Source organism: Pseudomonas sp. (genome assembly GCF_037994325.1).
GTDB lineage: Bacteria > Pseudomonadota > Gammaproteobacteria > Pseudomonadales > Pseudomonadaceae > Aquipseudomonas.
In genome coordinates this window covers 1-14,486 of sequence record NZ_JBBNAH010000408.1, presented here as the reverse complement: position 1 = coordinate 14,486, position 14,486 = coordinate 1, and the positions used below count along the sequence as shown (strand labels likewise).

Here is a 14,486-nt window from a genome sequence, read left to right as displayed (position 1 = left end):
AAAAACTGCGTGAAATTGATGGTGAAGCCGGCGAACGCGTCATCGACAGCCTCAGCGACATCGCCCCCGACTTCGCCCGCTACCTGATCGAATTTCCCTTTGGCGACATCTATTCACGCCCAGGGCTGGACCTAAAAAGCCGCGAAATCGCCGTAGTCGCCGCGCTTACCGCCATGGGCAACGCCGCCCCGCAATTGAAGGTGCATATTCAAGGCGCCTTAAACGTCGGCGTGAGCCGCGCCGAAGTGGTCGAAACCATTATGCAAATGGCCGTGTATGCGGGGTTTCCGGCGGCCTTGAATGGTCTCACGGCGGCTAAGGAAGTGTTTCGCCAGAACGACGTGTAGGGTGCATTGGTGCGCGCAGCACACCCTATGAGTTCGCGCGGCTTATCGGTTGTGCTGCGTGGTTGCGCTCTCAATATTTATAAACAACCCCAAGCCATTCATGGGTAGGCAGGCTAAACGCTGACAGCCGCCCCGTCACTACCGCACCGAACACAATTACGCCCAGCCGTTTTGCCGCGGTACAGCGCGGCATCGGCTTGCTGCATGGCGTCGTCAAATGCGTGCGTGGTGCTGAATGCAGCCGAAACGCCGATGGTTGCGGTGCAGCGGATGGGTTGCTCGGCGCTGTCGCCTGGCACTTCGCTGTGTTCGATTGCAGCCCGCATGCGTTCGGCCAGTTGCAGGGCGCCGGCGCTGTCGGTGTCGACGCAGACGACGGCAAATTCCTCGCCGCCCAGCCGGCAGGTAAGGTCGCCTTGGCGGGCGGTGGCGCTAAGCACTTGGGCAACGCGGCCCAGTACCAGATCACCGACGTTGTGGCCGTAGGTGTCGTTAATGCGTTTGAAGTGATCGATGTCGACGATCAGCAGGTACGCAGGCCCCGCCGTGCGCGAGCGGAAATGGGCATCCAGGCGCTCCATCAGCCCACGTCGGTTCAGCAGGCGGGTAAGCGGATCATGGGCCGCCATGGCGCGTAGCTCATCGGTGAGACGGCGCAGTACCAGCCACACGGCGCAAGGCGGTAGCACGGTGGCCAGGAAGGACATGTAGATATAGAAGGTTTTCTGAAAGGTCGTGCTCAGGTCCAGTGCCGCCATTCCGCCAGAAAGAATGATCACAAACTTGCCGGCATTCAGAGCGCAGATGCCGCCGACCAACACCGCAAACATCGCCATTTCTACCTGAACATCCTTGGCCACTGTGCGCCCGGCATAGAGCAATGCGGCCGCCATACCAAGAAAAAGCACGGCGCACGCGCCTGCCAGCAAGGCATGACGTGCCGCATCGCCAAGGCTCAGTTGCACCAGCACTTGCAGCACCGTGTAACCAGCCGCCAGGGTTAGCAACGGGCGCCACACGGCGGTTGGCCGATCAAAAAAACGCATGGCCCCCAGCACGTAGGCGACCGGGGCGCAGAGCGTCAACGTATGGTTGACCACACTCATCACCCCCCAACCCGCAGGGCCGCCGAGTAACTGCAAGATATAGGCGAGCCCCAACAGAAGGTTGCCGACGGCAAACACTTCCATGCCCATTTTTTTGCCGTTCAGCCGTGTGCTGATCAGCAAAAACATCAGGCTGAAACACAGCAGGTGCACGCAGAGCATGCCGATAATGACGGTGGTGACCATGGGTTCGCGCAGGTGAGGTGACGGCAATCGCCGCCAAGCCGTGAGGCTACGTATGTGGCATGGCAATTTGCAACCGCGAAAGCCTAGTCGTTTATAACCCAGGAAGGCAATCGGTGAGCCGGGCGCGGGGTGGCCAATTGCTTGCGCAGGCGGGCATTGGCGGCCTGACCGGCGCACCTAGCAGCGCGCCGGTCAGGCCCCTCTGCCTTTGGAGAGGGCTGGTGCAGCAGCAAATAGCGCATTGCCCGCCGCCCTCTCCCCCAGCCCCTCTCCCGCAAGCGGGCGAGGGGAGCTTTACCGTGTCTATGCGCTACCTAACAATCGCCAGCTCAAAGCCGCCCTCATCGGTATGCGCGTGGCTTTGCATGCCGGCTTCGTCCAAGGCCAAGTCTTGCAGCGGCCGTTTGAAGGGTTTGTTGTCCAGGGTTTGCAGGTGTTTGTCTTCGTCGGTGGTGAGCAGCAGTACATAGCGCTCCCCTTCCGCGGCCTTTACCGGCACGGTGCCTTCGATAAAGGCGTAGCGGTACCAGGTTTCGCCGTGCAGTTGGTACACGGCATCGCTCACCAGGCGAGTTGGGCGTTTGGCTTCGTCGAGGAACAGCAGCGAGGGGTAGACGACTTTTTTGTTGGCGAAACTGCGTACACGCAGGCCGTACGTGCGCCCAGCGGCCGGCAGTTTCATGGCGGCGTAGTAGCTCTTGCCCATGGGGAAGTTGAAGCTGGGGGAATAGCGGTTGAGTTCTTCGTAGCGCGGCTCGTCGCTGGACAGTTCGGTGAAGTCGCTGTCGGCCAGTTGCCCGCAGCATTGTTGCACCAGGTTTTGGTACAGCCCTTCGTTATCGCCCTCGCCCTTACTGCCGGCCAGCAACGCTTGCATAGCGGCGCTGGGTTGGCCGTCGAGGGCGGGCAGTACGGCGCCTTTGTTGCCGAACTCGATTTGCCGGCCTTCGCTGTAGCGCACGTTGGAGGGCGCGCTGACGGGCTCTGCCCTGCCCTGCCCCGGGACCGCTGAGTTGCGCATACGGCCTTGTTCGTCGACCCAGGTGTAGTAAGGGCTGCCGTTTTCCGGGCGGGCGAAGTTGCGCCCTTCCAGTACGTCACTGTCGATGTAGTCGCTGCTGTGTTGGCCGTTGGCCAATAGATTGTCGGCCTTGGCGCCGGCGATCTGCGCACCGGCGTAAAAGCTGTTTTGCAGGTTGCCGCTGGCGTCCACCCAGGTGAAGTAGCGGCGTTTGCTTTCGCCGTTGTTTTTCTCGCTGGGCCAGGTTGGGTTGGCTTTTTCTTGCATTCGTTGCTGGTCGCTTTGGCTGATGCGTTTGGCGGCCTGGCGTTGTTGTTCGCTGTAGTGGTTGTCGACAAAGGTGTTGTGCACCCGCCCCTGGTCGTCGACCCAGGTCAGGTATTTGCCGGGCGCCGCCTGGGCGTCCGCGCTAGCCAGTAACAGCACCAGCACCAGTGATCGCTGCATAGCCAAGCCTCAAAAAGTCGAGGTGTAGGTCAGGGCCATGATGTAGGCCTTAACCGTGGTTTTGATGTCGAGGTCGGCGTACGGGTTGTACACCAGGTTGTCGATGCCGGTGCAGTTGACGTTGCAGCTGGTGCCGGCCGGAATGCTTTGTTTGGAGACGAAGTAGTTAAAGCCAAAGTCGATGGTGGTGTCGCGGTCCCAGCGGTAGCCAAAACCCAGGCCGTAAAGGTTGGCGTCGCCAATCGGCACCAGCACGTCAGCTTTGTCTTTGGGAATGGCCGAGGGGCGGTATTCGTAGCCGGCACGCAGAGCCAGGCGGTCGCTGACGTCGTATTGGGCACCGACGGCAAAGCTCCAGGTGTCTTGGTAACCACGGTCGAGAATGATCGAGTGGTTGGTGGCATTGCCGCCGCCGAAAATCTTGGCGATGCGCAGCAAGTCCAGCTCGCGGTCGAACTCGATTTCAAATTTGTTCCAGTCGCTGTAGTCGCTCCATTTGGCGTCGAAGTTGAACTGCCATTTATCAAAGGGGCGCAGCTTGATGCCGGTGCTGAAGTTGTCCGGCAGCACCATATTCAGCGAGGCGTTGCCGCGCTCTTCATCCGCATTGCCGTAGGGAAACAACGGGCTCAACACTTGGCCAAACACCGAACTTTGCAAGCCGGACCAAAAGCCTTGCCACTGATCGCTGTAGTCAATGCGGTATTTGCCTTGCAGGTGCATACGCGCCTCGCTTTGGTAAGTGGCGCCCCAGGCAAACCAGTCAGTGGGCTCCCAAAGCACACCGAGGTTGTAGGTCGGCGACAGGCTTTGTTGCAGGTCCAGATCCATATTGGCCAGGCTGTCGTAGGGGCCAATCTTGCCGCCGCAAACGTTGATCAAGGGGTTGAGAATGTCGCTAATCCCCGGCTGACAAACAGCCTGGTTAAGCATACGCACCACGCCAGTGAGCATGCCGGGGTTACGAAAATCCTGGTTCAGGGCCATGGCCTGGTGCGAGAAGCCGACCGACAAACCCAAGGCCAGGGTGTCGTTGGCCTGGTAACCCACCGACGGCGAGAAATAGGTGATGCGTTGCAGCGCTACTTTGCGGCCTTGGTAGCGCCCGGCGTCATCGTCGGAGTCACGCGAGTAGCCCAGCGCCATCGGCGCATAAATATTGGTGGCAAAGGTAAATTTCGAACCCGGCGGGTTGATCGACACCCCGGCCAGCGGTGCAACCAAGGCTGGTAACTCGGTCATGCCGCCCAGGCCCGGTAAGTACATGACGGGTGTGAGGGTGCGGCTGCCGCTGTTTTTTACCGGGTCGTCATCAAAACCCAGGGCGTTATCGCCGTAGTTTGGTCCGGCTTTGAATTTGGCGCGGATATCCATCACCCCGCTGATCAGCTTGATGGTGCTTTGCCGGCCTTTGAGTTTGGTCAGCGCCGCCGGGTTGTAGTGCACGGCGTCGATGCCGGTGGAGTCGGCGGTAACCGCGTTGCCCATGGCCATGGCTTTGGGGTTGCCAATGGTCAGGTCGTTGGCCAGTTGCGCCTGTGCGTTGCCAGCCATAAGCCCGGCAGCCAGCCAGCAGAACCCTGAAAGCGCCCACACCTGCGGCGACATACGTATCGTCATGACGGTTCGCTCGTGTGGGTTATTGGGCCTTGAGGCCTTGAATATCCAATGGCATCGACACCCCCAGCAGTACATCCGGGGAGTCTTCCGTCATGCCGAACCCGGCATTGATGTTGACGATGTAATTCGGTGAGGTGCGCAAGCCCAGGGAAAAGTTCATCAGCGCACTGGTTTGCTCATTGCCCTCCAGCGTGGCGTCGGAGAACGTGTAGGTGGGCTTGAAGGTTTGCGCCATCTGGTAAGAGGTGGACAGCGATACGTCATACGACAGCGCGTAGGCAAAGCCCATGCTCAGCGACATGCTCGAACCGGGGTCGACTTTTTCCAGATGGCGGCCGCCACGTTCCTGGTCGACGTTGGCCGGCACATTGTAGGTGTAACCCACCGAACCGAACAGCACGACCGGGTCGATTACGTAGGAAACGTTGACCCCGCCGCCGATGCTGTAAAAACCGTTGCCGGTGGACAAATCGTGCTCGGGATTGATCTCGTAGGGGCTGGTGCCGGTGGGCAAACCCAGGGTGCCGTACAAGGTGGTGACTGGCTTGCCACGGTGCGAGGCCCACGGCTGCCAACGCAGGCTGGCCGACAAGTCGCCGAGGCTATAAACATTGAGGTCGCGCTCGGTGTCGTACTTGGCCACCAAGGGAATGCGCATGCTAAAGGTCAGGTTGTCCCACACGCCGTAGTCAAAGGTGAACGAGTTGGTGAAGGTGTGTTGCGCCTCACTTTCGCCGATCACGCTGTAGACGTTGTTGCCGGTGCGGTAGGTGGTGATCTGGGTGTCGCGCAGCAGCGAATAGTCGAAGCCGTAGGTCAGCGTACGCTCGCCTTGCTTAAGCAAGGTGTAGCTCTTTTCGGCGGCCTGAAATACTTCGGCCAAGGCTTTGGAGCTGTCGGCATCGTCGTCTTTTTTGCTCAAGGCTTCGCGGGCGTCATCCACCGAAGGCTCATCGCTCCAGGCAGGCGCGCTCAGCGTTAGCGTCAGCATGGCCATAGCGGCCAACCCCTTAATCCCCATGACGCCAGTCCCCAATTGTTTTCTTGTTATGCGGGCAGATGTTTTCTACACAAACTATTTGCGGCGGATGTAGCGAATGTCGCCGCCAGAGCCGAGTTCGTCGGCCTGATTGGTGGTGAATTTGCTGATCTGTGGAAACTCGCGAAACGCCAACAGGCTGACAGTGCGGTCGTCCACCAAACGCAGGTCTTTCTCGGTCAGGGCCATGGCGTTTTTCGGTTCCTGGCCGCTGGGGTAAATCACGAACAACACGTTCTGGTCCCAGATTTCTTCAAAGCGCGCGCGGGTAAAACTGATATTGCCCAGCGCCGGGTCGGCGACAAATACGTGCTCGTTGTACACATCGCGCACCACCACAAAGTGCTTAAAGCCGGCGTACTCAATGGGCACCAGTGCCGGGTGCTCGAGTTCATCGAGGTCAGAAAACGCCGCGCGAAAACCGCCGCTTTTGTAGCCCAGGGCGGCGACGAAACGCTTCATGTCCAGCAGGGAAAAACCGCGCCGTTCCACAATCTTGTCGGCCTCGCCGTAGCGCAGCAGGCCTTCCATCACTTGCCGTTCTTGCAGGTCACGGCCGAGGAAGTAGTCGAGCATGGTGGTCAGTGCCGCTGAACCACAGCTGTAGTCGTAGGCCTGGCGGATCACATTGCGAAACTGCAATTGGCTCATCGGCTCCAGCGTCACCGACTCGCGCATAGGCATGCCGGGGGTCAGCTGTTGGGTCAGGTTGACCATGCCTTGGGTGGGGGGTTTGGTGTCCACCGCTTCGGTGAAACCGAACACGCCGAGCAGGCTGCCGATAAGAATTTCGATCATGGTCGGTCCTTTTCCAAAGACTCTTATTCGAAGGTGTCGAGCTGAGAAAAAGCCTTACCGGCACGTACCGATAAGGCTTTTGGGTTAGCAAGGGGTGTTGCTAACTCAGTGTCCCCATACCTTGACGGTGGTGCCCGCCATGTTGATATCGGAGATTGCCAGCGAGCCAATGCTGGCAGCGCCAGTGGTGGCGCCGTTGGCGTAGGTGCCGCCGACGTAGATGCCGCCAACCGACACAGTACCGGTCATGTTGGGCAGGCTGATGGCCAGTTGCTGAGTATCGGTACCACCGATGGAGGTGGTGACCACGTCGATTTTCAGCGGGTTGGCATCGGAAATGGTGAAGCCGGTGAAGCCAACGTTGGTGATGTTCAAGCTACCGCCGCCGGTGTCGTTGTCGGAGTACTTAACGTTACCGACGCTGCCGCCGAAGTTACCGGAGATGCTGATCCCATCCTGGCCGGTTACGCTCGACAGCGCGGAATCGTCCATTGCGCGCAGGTCAGCTTGAGCCATGAAGGGTGCAGCCAGTACAGCTGCAGCAAGAGCGAGTTGTTTGAAGCTTTTCATTGTTTTTATCTCCAAGATCACAGGTGGGTATCCCCGGGTGTTGCCAGCCACTCCTGTTACTGGCAACTGGATCGACTCACGCCGATCCCCATGTCTACCGCGCCCGTCCTGGTGACGGCAGACCTGGATTCGTGAAGCTTGATGCTTCCCGCCCTGTGACAAAAGGTACTGAGCTACAGCGTGGCTGCCAGCCCATCCAAGGGATGGAGCAATAGCCTGCGCCAGAGCGCGGTAGCACATCGCCACCCTCAGGCCTCACTCAGCAACCCCATGCTCTTACCTTTAAGCACCGCTTGGGTACGGCTGCGCACCCCCAACTTATTGAACAGGTTATGCAGGTGCCACTTGATGGTGGCCTCGGACAAATGCACCGCCTGGGCAATATCGCGGTTGGAAAGCCCGGCCGCGACAAAGCGCAAAATCTCCCGCTCGCGGTGGCTAACATCTTGATTTTCATTGAAACTTTCAGGGTCTACGGCCAAGCGGCGGCATTGTTCGCGCAAGGTTTCGGCCAAGCCGTGCCAAGGCGCTGCACGTTTTGGCTCGGCGGCGCGCCAGGCGTCCCAGAGCGGCAGCAGCCATAACGCGTCGTCTTGGAAGATGCGCCGGTAGCCACTATTCCAGGCGTCTTCGAGGGTTGGCTGCAATAAAGCGAAGGCTTTTTCGCTGTTACCTTTGCGCCAGTACGCCACAGAAAGTAACAGCGATAAGCGCAGCCGGCGGTCGCGTTGATGCTCGGCGGTTTGTTTGGCCAAGCAGGCTTCAAGGCTGGCTTGCGCTTTGTCGGCGCGGCGCTCACACAGGGCCAGGCGGCCTTCGGAAAGCGCCAGCGCAGTTTCCGCATCCAGGTAACGCCCGGCCGGCAGAACGGCCAAGTGCTGCTGCATTTGCAAGAGCACCCTCTCCGCTTCGTTGGGCCGTTGCATCCACAGCAAAAACTGCACTTTGCAACTCATGCCCAAGGCAAATACGCGCTCGTAACCGGCGCCATGCAATTCACCCAGCCATTCATCCAGCTGGGCCAAGCCTTGTTCGGTTTCGCCGGCAAAAAAGCGCGCGCGGGCCATGACCAATTTGCCGCGGCTGATCAGCTCGGTAGGCGTCGCCACATCGCGCCACGTAGTGGCCAGCGGCAGCTCGGCAAGAATCGCCGCATGGCGGTCTTGTTCGTAGAGCAGGTCGGCATAGGCCAAGGCCAACGGCCCACCCACGCGGCTGCGCCGACCAAACACGCGCTCCACCCGGCTGCGTGCGGCTTCGGCCAAGGCCCGGCCGCGCTCCAGCTCGCCGCTTTCCTTGCAGATCAATGATTCGATCAGGCTGGTCATGGCGTGCAGGTATTCGCTTTCGGTCTGGCGCAGGTTGTCACGGGCCACGGCGATGGATTTGGCCGCCTCACCAAACTCACCGAGCAAAGCGTAGGCAGCCGCTTGCACACAAGAAAGGCTGACACGAAACACCGGCTGGTTATCCGGCGCCATGCCCAGCCAATGTTTGGCCACTTTCAGGCAGGCTTCGAGTTTGTCTTGGTAAAGCAGCACCAGCGCCTTCAACACCTGGGCCGCCGCCAGCAATTCCACCAAAGCAAAGTGCAGCGTAACGCCACGACCTTGTAGCAGGCGGTTGCTGACTTCCTCGATCAGCGCTTCGGCATCGGCAAACTTCTGTTCAAAGGCCAACTGCCAGGCATAAAAAATCTGGAATACCGGGTGCTCACGAATCACATCAGTGGGCACGCTTTTAAGGATGGCGAGAATGCCGTACACGCGGTTGCTGGCGATCAGCTTGGCGCCTTGGCGCTCCAGCAGTTCGGCGGCAAAGGCGTAGTCGCGGGCACGTAGGGCGTACTTGATGGAGCGGTCCGGCAGATCGTGGCTTTCGCACCAGCGCGCGGCGGAATGCAGCAAGGTGGTGGCATCGCCATGTTTGGCCAGGCGGCCTTGGAGGAATTCGGCGAACAGATGGTGGTAGCGAAACCACTCGCCGTGCTCGTCCAGCGGGATGATAAACAGCTGCTCGGTTTGCAGACGGATAAGCATGTCCAAGCCATCGCGGCGTCCGGTCAGGGCGTTGCACAGCTCGGCGTTGAATTCGTCGAGCACCGAGGTTTGGTCGAGGAACAGTTGCAGGCTATCGGGCAGGCTGGCGACCACATCTTCGGCCAGGTAGTCGGCGATATTGCGCTCGGTGCCGGACAGCCCGGCAAGAAACGCCGCGCGGTCGGGATGACGAGCCAAGGCCAGCGCCGCCAAGTGCAGCGCGGTAATCCAACCTTCGGTACGGTTTTGCAGCAGGGTCAGCTCGTCGCGACTGAGCACCAGCTGTTTAACCTCGCGGAAATACGCAGCGGTTTCATCAAAACTCAGGCGCAGGTCTTCGGCTTTCAGCCACAACGTCCAGGGCTTGAGCGACGGCTCTTCGACCAGCAGTTGCGACTGGTAGCGGGTGCTGGCCAGCAGGTGCACGGTGGTCGGCAGGTGCTCAATCAGGTAACGCACCGCTGGGCCCATGGCCGCGTGGCGGATGCGGTGGAAGTCGTCGAGCATGATGTACACGTCGCCTTCCAAACGCTTGAGGTCAGCCAGAAAGGCATCGATTAGCGCCTCCTGCGGCCAACTCACATCGCCTTGCAGCAACGAGGCGGTGTTATTGCCAAAGCCCGGCGCCACGGCATTAATTGCCGCCACCAGGTATTGCAGCAAGCGCTGCGGCTCGCTATCGGCTTCGTCGCAAGACAACCAGGCCACCCGCGCGTTGGTACTCAGCAAGCGCTGGCGATATTGGGCCAGCACCGTACTTTTACCAAAGCCGGCCGGCGCGCTAAGAATGACCAAACGCTGCGAGCGCGAGGCGTACAGCCGGTCGATCAGCGCTTCGCGAAGCAGCTGTGGCCGGCCGGAAGCAGACGCAGGAAACAGCTTGGTGCGCAGCAACGGCAAGGTCGGCAGATGGGCCAACGAACTGTTGATTGGCGTAGTCATTGCAGCAACCCCAGTTCGCGGGCGCGGCGAATCGCTTGGGTTCGGTTGCGCACTTTGAGCTTCTCGTAAATGTTGTGCAGGTGCCATTTCACCGTGCCCAGGGCCAGGGCCAGCTGTTGGCCAATCTCTTCGTTGGACATACCTTTGGCCGCTAGCAGCACCACGTCGCGCTCGCGGTCGGTGAGGCCTTCTTCCAGCACCTCCAGCGACTTGCGCGCATCCTGCCCCGGCCACACCGCCAGCACACTGCGGATAAAACCTTGCAGGGCCGGCTGACGCTCAGCCGCTTCAAGGTTTTGCAGCAACAGGCGAATGCCCTCGCCTTCTTCGATAAACAGGCTGCGTACACCTTCACGCTCGGCGCTGATCAGGCATTGCACCAGCAAGGTTTGCGCACGCTCTTGATAACCCAGGCGCTGGTAGCTGAGCGCTGAGAGCAAATCCAGACGCAGGCGTTGCAGGCCATGCCAGCCGTTTTGCAATTGGCCACGCAGTTGAGTGATTTCATGCAGCGCCTCGCTGAAATGCGCGCGCGCCTGCTGCAAGCGAATACGGGTGAGCCCCGGCACCCACAGCACCGGGTTAAAACTCATGGCTTTGTAGTGGGCCGCCAACTTGGGCCAGTCGACGCCCTGGAAACGAGCCTCGGCGCGCTTGATGCGGTCAGTGGCCGGTTCTTGCAGGATCAGCGCTATTTCATCGCCTGCGGCCTGGGCGTAGAAGCGCCAGGAATGATTGCGCGCCGCCAGGTTTTGCATCAGCACCAAGCTGGCCAGCGCCTCCTTGGGTTTTTCCTGAATCCGTTGGGTGCGCGCCAGGCTAAGCATGGCTTGGGCGTAGAGGTCGATGGGGTTGATCACATCGACCTTACCGAGTGCCCAGCCGAGGTTTTCTTCCAGGGTCAGGAAACGCCCTTGCTGGTAGGCGATCAGCGATTCGGTGATAGTCGGCAGCGCCAACGCGCGGGACTTCTCGCCAAACCAGGGGATCAGCCGCGTACGCAACTGATCGAAGAGCAACTGTGCCTGCTTGACCTGGCCTTGCTCCAGACACAGCAGAATTTCCACGTTGGCCAACTGCATATCCAGGTAGCGGCCTTCAAGAAAGTGTTTGCGCTGCTGGGCCAAGGCCAACAAGCGCCGGGCTTGTTCGGGCTGAGCGAGCATGACCAGGGCCAGGGCGCCGATGATCAGCATGGCCACTTCCAGAAATGCGGTGTGTTGACCGAGCTGCGCTTCAACCTTGCGGGCCAGGGTCACGCAGGTATCAAGGTCGTCTTTCTGCAACGCCAGCACGGCTTTGATCGCCAGAATCGCCAGCGCCTTGTCGCTTAGCGGGCCGTCAGCTTTGTTTTTGCCCCAGCGCGCCAGCAACTCATCCAGCATGCCATTGGCTTCGGGCAGCGACAGTTCCGCGGCGCGGCTCCAGACATCGGCCAGCACCAGCACCGGGAAGCGCTCGGCAATGTCGTCCGGCACGCGTTGGCGCCAGCGGTAGATCAGATTGAGCTGGCCGCGGTTGATCAGCTCGAGACCGCAGCCATCCACCAGGGCGGCAAGCATTTGCGGGTCGTCGGCCAGGCAGGCGTGTTCGATGGCCAGGTTTTGCATATGGTGGTTGGTAAACCACAGGCTGGCGTTGAAATGCAGTTGGCTGAGGCGCTCGGGGTCGCGTTCTTTCAGGCGCGAACGGAGGAAGTCGGCAAACAGGTTGTGAAAGCGGTACCACTGGCGCTCGCGATCCAGCGGCAGCAAAAACAGCTGCATGGCTTCGAGTTTTTCCAGCAATTGCTGGCCGTCGTGGCGGCCGGTCAAAGCATTGGCCAGATCGCCGCTTAACTGGGTAGCAACGCCTAAGGCCAGCAGCACGTCCTGCATCTCGGCCGACAATTGCTCGAAGACGCTGCGCAGCAGGTAATCGCCGACCGCCACTTGGTCACCGCCCATCTCGGCCATTTGCTCCGAGGCTTGCGGATGGTGGCGCAGCCACAGGCTGGCCAGGTGCACGCCAACAACCCAGCCTTCGGTGTGGCCATGCAGCGCATCGAGGGCCACTTCATCCAAATGCAGGCCGCCCCGGTCAAGGTACTCGCGGGTTTCCTCTTTGCTCATACGCAGTTCTGGCGCACCGATTTCCAGCAGCACCTCTTTGGCCCGCCAGGTGGCCAGGTTAAGCGCCGGCGTAGAGCGGCTGCCGATGGCCAGTACAAAGCCTGCGGGGGCCAGTTTGATTAAACGGTTCAGGCTGGCCAGCAGCTCGTTGTCGTGCACCAGGTGCAAATCATCGAGCACCAGCAACAGCGGTTGTTCACGTTGGGCGAGGTCGGCCAGCAGGCTTTCCATCAGCGCCGCAGCCGGCACGCGCATGGTGTTTTGCAAATAGCCGAGGGCATCGTCGCCAAGGCCGGGAATGGCCGCGCTCAGGGATTCAATCAGTTGTTGGAAAAACCGCGAAGGGTCGTCGTCCTCGCTGCTCAGGGAAAACCAGGCCACGGCATTGCCAGCGGCGGCGTAGCTCTGCGCCATGGCGGCCAGGGCGGTGGTTTTGCCGAAACCGGCGGGGGCCGAGAGCAATATCAGCCGTGCATGTGGGTTAGCTGCCAGAGCGGCTAGCACATGGGGGCGCGGCAAATAATCGGCGGGTACTTGCGGTGGTCGCAGCTTGGAACGCGACAGGCTACCGGCGGCTGGATCTCGCACTTCATCCATGACCTGGATCCCTTGAAAATTATTATTCTGATAAGAAATTTCGTACCCTTGGGATCTGTTCATACTAATCAGCTCGCTATCTCCGAGTAAACCCACTGACGCGCTCTAGGATGAATGCTGGCGGCGCTCTACAATCGGCGCCCGCGCCTGCTCGACCCTGCCCATGCCTACTTGTTTGCTGCACCCCTTGCCCTATCACTCAGACCCTTCTGAGTACTTTTCCCACATCCGCCATGCGCCGGGTGCGGTGCTGTTCGACGGCGGTCGGCCTTCTTCCCAGCGTGCACGTTATGACCTTATGAGCGCGTGGCCATTGGCAGCGCTGGCACCGGGCGCTGACGAATCGGCCAACGACTTTATCCAGCGCCTGCGCGCCGGCCTGGCCCAGCTTGGCGAAGCTTTATTACCGGCCGGTGTTGAGCTGCCCTTTGCTGGCGGGCTGATGGGTTACCTGAGCTACGATTTCGGCCGGCGTTTGGAGACGTTGCCGATTCAGGCCGTGAATGACCTGCACTTGCCAGATGCGCAATTGGGTTTGTATGCCTGGGCGCTGATCAGCGATCACCAGCAGGGCACCAGCCAACTGCTGTTTCACCCGGCCTTGGCAGATGACGAGCGTCAGCGTCTGGTGCAGCTGTTTAGCCAGGGCACGGCGCCGGCTGAGCAGCCATTTCGCCTGCTAGAGGACTTTGCCGGCGACCTTAGCGAAGCCCAGTACCAGGGGGCGTTTGCGCGGATTCAGGCGTATATCCAGGCCGGCGATTGCTACCAAGTGAACTACGCCCAGCGCTTTCGCGCGCCCTGCCAAGGCGACCCATGGTCGGCCTATAAAGCCCTGCGCCAGGCATGCCCTACGCCATTTTCCGGTTATGTGGCATTAGGCGCGGACGAAGCCGTGGTCAGCCTTTCCCCCGAACGCTTCGTGCGCCTGCACCAAGGCCAGGTGGAAACCCGGCCAATCAAAGGCACCCGGCCACGCGGGCAAACCCCCGCCGAAGACCAAGCGCTGGCCGACGAATTACTCGCCAGCAAAAAAGAACGCGCGGAAAACCTGATGATTGTCGACCTGCTGCGCAACGACCTCGGTCGCAGTTGCGCCACGGGTTCGGTGCGGGTACCGGAGTTGTTTGCCCTGGAGACCTACCCCAACGTGCACCACTTGGTCAGCAGCGTGACGGGCACCTTGGCGCCCGGCAAAGACGCCTTCGACCTGATCGCCACCAGCTTCCCCGGCGGCTCGATTACCGGCGCGCCAAAGATTCGCGCCATGCAAATCATCGACGAGCTGGAACCGACCCAGCGCGCGATCTACTGCGGCTCGTTGCTGTACGTGGATGTGCGCGGGGAAATGGACAGCTCCATCGCCATCCGCAGCTTACTGATCAAAGACGGCCAAGTGAGCTGCTGGGGCGGCGGCGGGATTGTGGCCGACTCGCAATGGCGCGCGGAATACAACGAGTCGATTACCAAGGTGAGCGTATTGCTCAAGACCTTGGAGCAGCTTTCGTAGGTTGGGTTAAGCGCAGCGAAGCCCAACAAACCGTCCGTAGGACGGTGCGTATCGGTCTCGCTGCGTATCGGTTATCTCGGGACCGATACGCGCCGGCCTGCGGCCGGCCTGTTGGGCTTCGCCTTCGGCTCAACCCAACCTACGAAAGCTGCT

The 14,486-nt window shown here is 60.4% G+C and carries 10 protein-coding genes; 2 read left to right on the top strand and 8 right to left on the bottom strand.

Annotated elements, in window-relative coordinates; translation table 11 throughout:
• Window positions 1-347: carboxymuconolactone decarboxylase family protein (locus tag AAAB16_RS13910; protein WP_369335444.1), on the top strand; the 347-nt coding region annotated here is incomplete at its 5' end.
• 113 nt (window positions 348-460) lie between these two features.
• On the opposite strand, the gene AAAB16_RS13905 is transcribed toward AAAB16_RS13910, so the two are convergent.
• The 8 genes from AAAB16_RS13905 to AAAB16_RS13870 all read right to left on the bottom strand — a co-directional run bounded on the left by AAAB16_RS13905 (window position 461) and on the right by AAAB16_RS13870 (window position 12,823).
• On the bottom strand, window positions 461-1,639 hold the full coding sequence (locus tag AAAB16_RS13905; RefSeq protein WP_340663849.1) for a GGDEF domain-containing protein: 1,179 nt from the start codon (window positions 1,637-1,639) through the stop codon (window positions 461-463).
• Window positions 1,640-1,949: 310 nt separating this feature from the next.
• Complete coding sequence (locus tag AAAB16_RS13900; protein ID WP_340663848.1) at window positions 1,950-3,107, bottom strand: MalM family protein; 1,158 nt, start codon at window positions 3,105-3,107, stop codon at window positions 1,950-1,952.
• A 9-nt stretch (window positions 3,108-3,116) separates the two neighbouring features.
• Window positions 3,117-4,727, bottom strand: a complete 1,611-nt coding sequence (locus AAAB16_RS13895) for an outer membrane protein transport protein (protein WP_340663847.1) — start codon at window positions 4,725-4,727, stop codon at window positions 3,117-3,119.
• Window positions 4,728-4,746: 19 nt separating this feature from the next.
• Window positions 4,747-5,748, bottom strand: coding sequence for a transporter (locus tag AAAB16_RS13890; RefSeq protein WP_340663846.1), 1,002 nt, complete (start codon window positions 5,746-5,748; stop codon window positions 4,747-4,749).
• 54 nt (window positions 5,749-5,802) lie between these two features.
• Window positions 5,803-6,564: a C39 family peptidase gene (locus AAAB16_RS13885; protein ID WP_340663845.1), complete on the bottom strand. Its 762-nt coding sequence runs from the start codon at window positions 6,562-6,564 to the stop codon at window positions 5,803-5,805.
• A 105-nt stretch (window positions 6,565-6,669) separates the two neighbouring features.
• On the bottom strand, window positions 6,670-7,134 hold the full coding sequence (locus AAAB16_RS13880; protein WP_271196288.1) for a DUF6160 family protein: 465 nt from the start codon (window positions 7,132-7,134) through the stop codon (window positions 6,670-6,672).
• A 248-nt stretch (window positions 7,135-7,382) separates the two neighbouring features.
• On the bottom strand, window positions 7,383-10,115 hold the full coding sequence (locus AAAB16_RS13875) for a LuxR C-terminal-related transcriptional regulator (protein WP_340663844.1): 2,733 nt from the start codon (window positions 10,113-10,115) through the stop codon (window positions 7,383-7,385).
• Complete coding sequence (locus AAAB16_RS13870) at window positions 10,112-12,823, bottom strand: LuxR C-terminal-related transcriptional regulator (protein ID WP_340663843.1); 2,712 nt, start codon at window positions 12,821-12,823, stop codon at window positions 10,112-10,114. Before AAAB16_RS13870 ends, AAAB16_RS13875 begins: the two co-directional genes overlap by 4 nt.
• Window positions 12,824-12,986: 163 nt before the next feature.
• Between AAAB16_RS13870 and pabB the strand changes: the two genes are divergently transcribed.
• Window positions 12,987-14,333 carry an aminodeoxychorismate synthase component I gene (pabB, locus tag AAAB16_RS13865; protein ID WP_340663842.1) on the top strand — a complete coding sequence of 449 codons (1,347 nt, stop codon included), beginning with the start codon at window positions 12,987-12,989 and terminating at the stop codon, window positions 14,331-14,333.
• Window positions 14,334-14,486: the final 153 nt, after the last annotated feature.

Coding starts and splice junctions, on each gene's coding strand:
- AAAB16_RS13900 (WP_340663848.1), bottom strand. CDS start 3,107: ATGCAGCGATCACTGGTGCTGGTGCTGTTACTGGCTAGCGCGGACGCC.
- AAAB16_RS13880 (WP_271196288.1), bottom strand. CDS start 7,134: ATGAAAAGCTTCAAACAACTCGCTCTTGCTGCAGCTGTACTGGCTGCA.
- AAAB16_RS13870 (WP_340663843.1), bottom strand. CDS start 12,823: ATGGATGAAGTGCGAGATCCAGCCGCCGGTAGCCTGTCGCGTTCCAAG.
- AAAB16_RS13875 (WP_340663844.1), bottom strand. CDS start 10,115: ATGACTACGCCAATCAACAGTTCGTTGGCCCATCTGCCGACCTTGCCG.
- AAAB16_RS13905 (WP_340663849.1), bottom strand. CDS start 1,639: ATGGTCACCACCGTCATTATCGGCATGCTCTGCGTGCACCTGCTGTGT.
- AAAB16_RS13890 (WP_340663846.1), bottom strand. CDS start 5,748: ATGGGGATTAAGGGGTTGGCCGCTATGGCCATGCTGACGCTAACGCTG.
- AAAB16_RS13895 (WP_340663847.1), bottom strand. CDS start 4,727: ATGACGATACGTATGTCGCCGCAGGTGTGGGCGCTTTCAGGGTTCTGC.
- pabB (WP_340663842.1), top strand. CDS start 12,987: ATGCCTACTTGTTTGCTGCACCCCTTGCCCTATCACTCAGACCCTTCT.
- AAAB16_RS13885 (WP_340663845.1), bottom strand. CDS start 6,564: ATGATCGAAATTCTTATCGGCAGCCTGCTCGGCGTGTTCGGTTTCACC.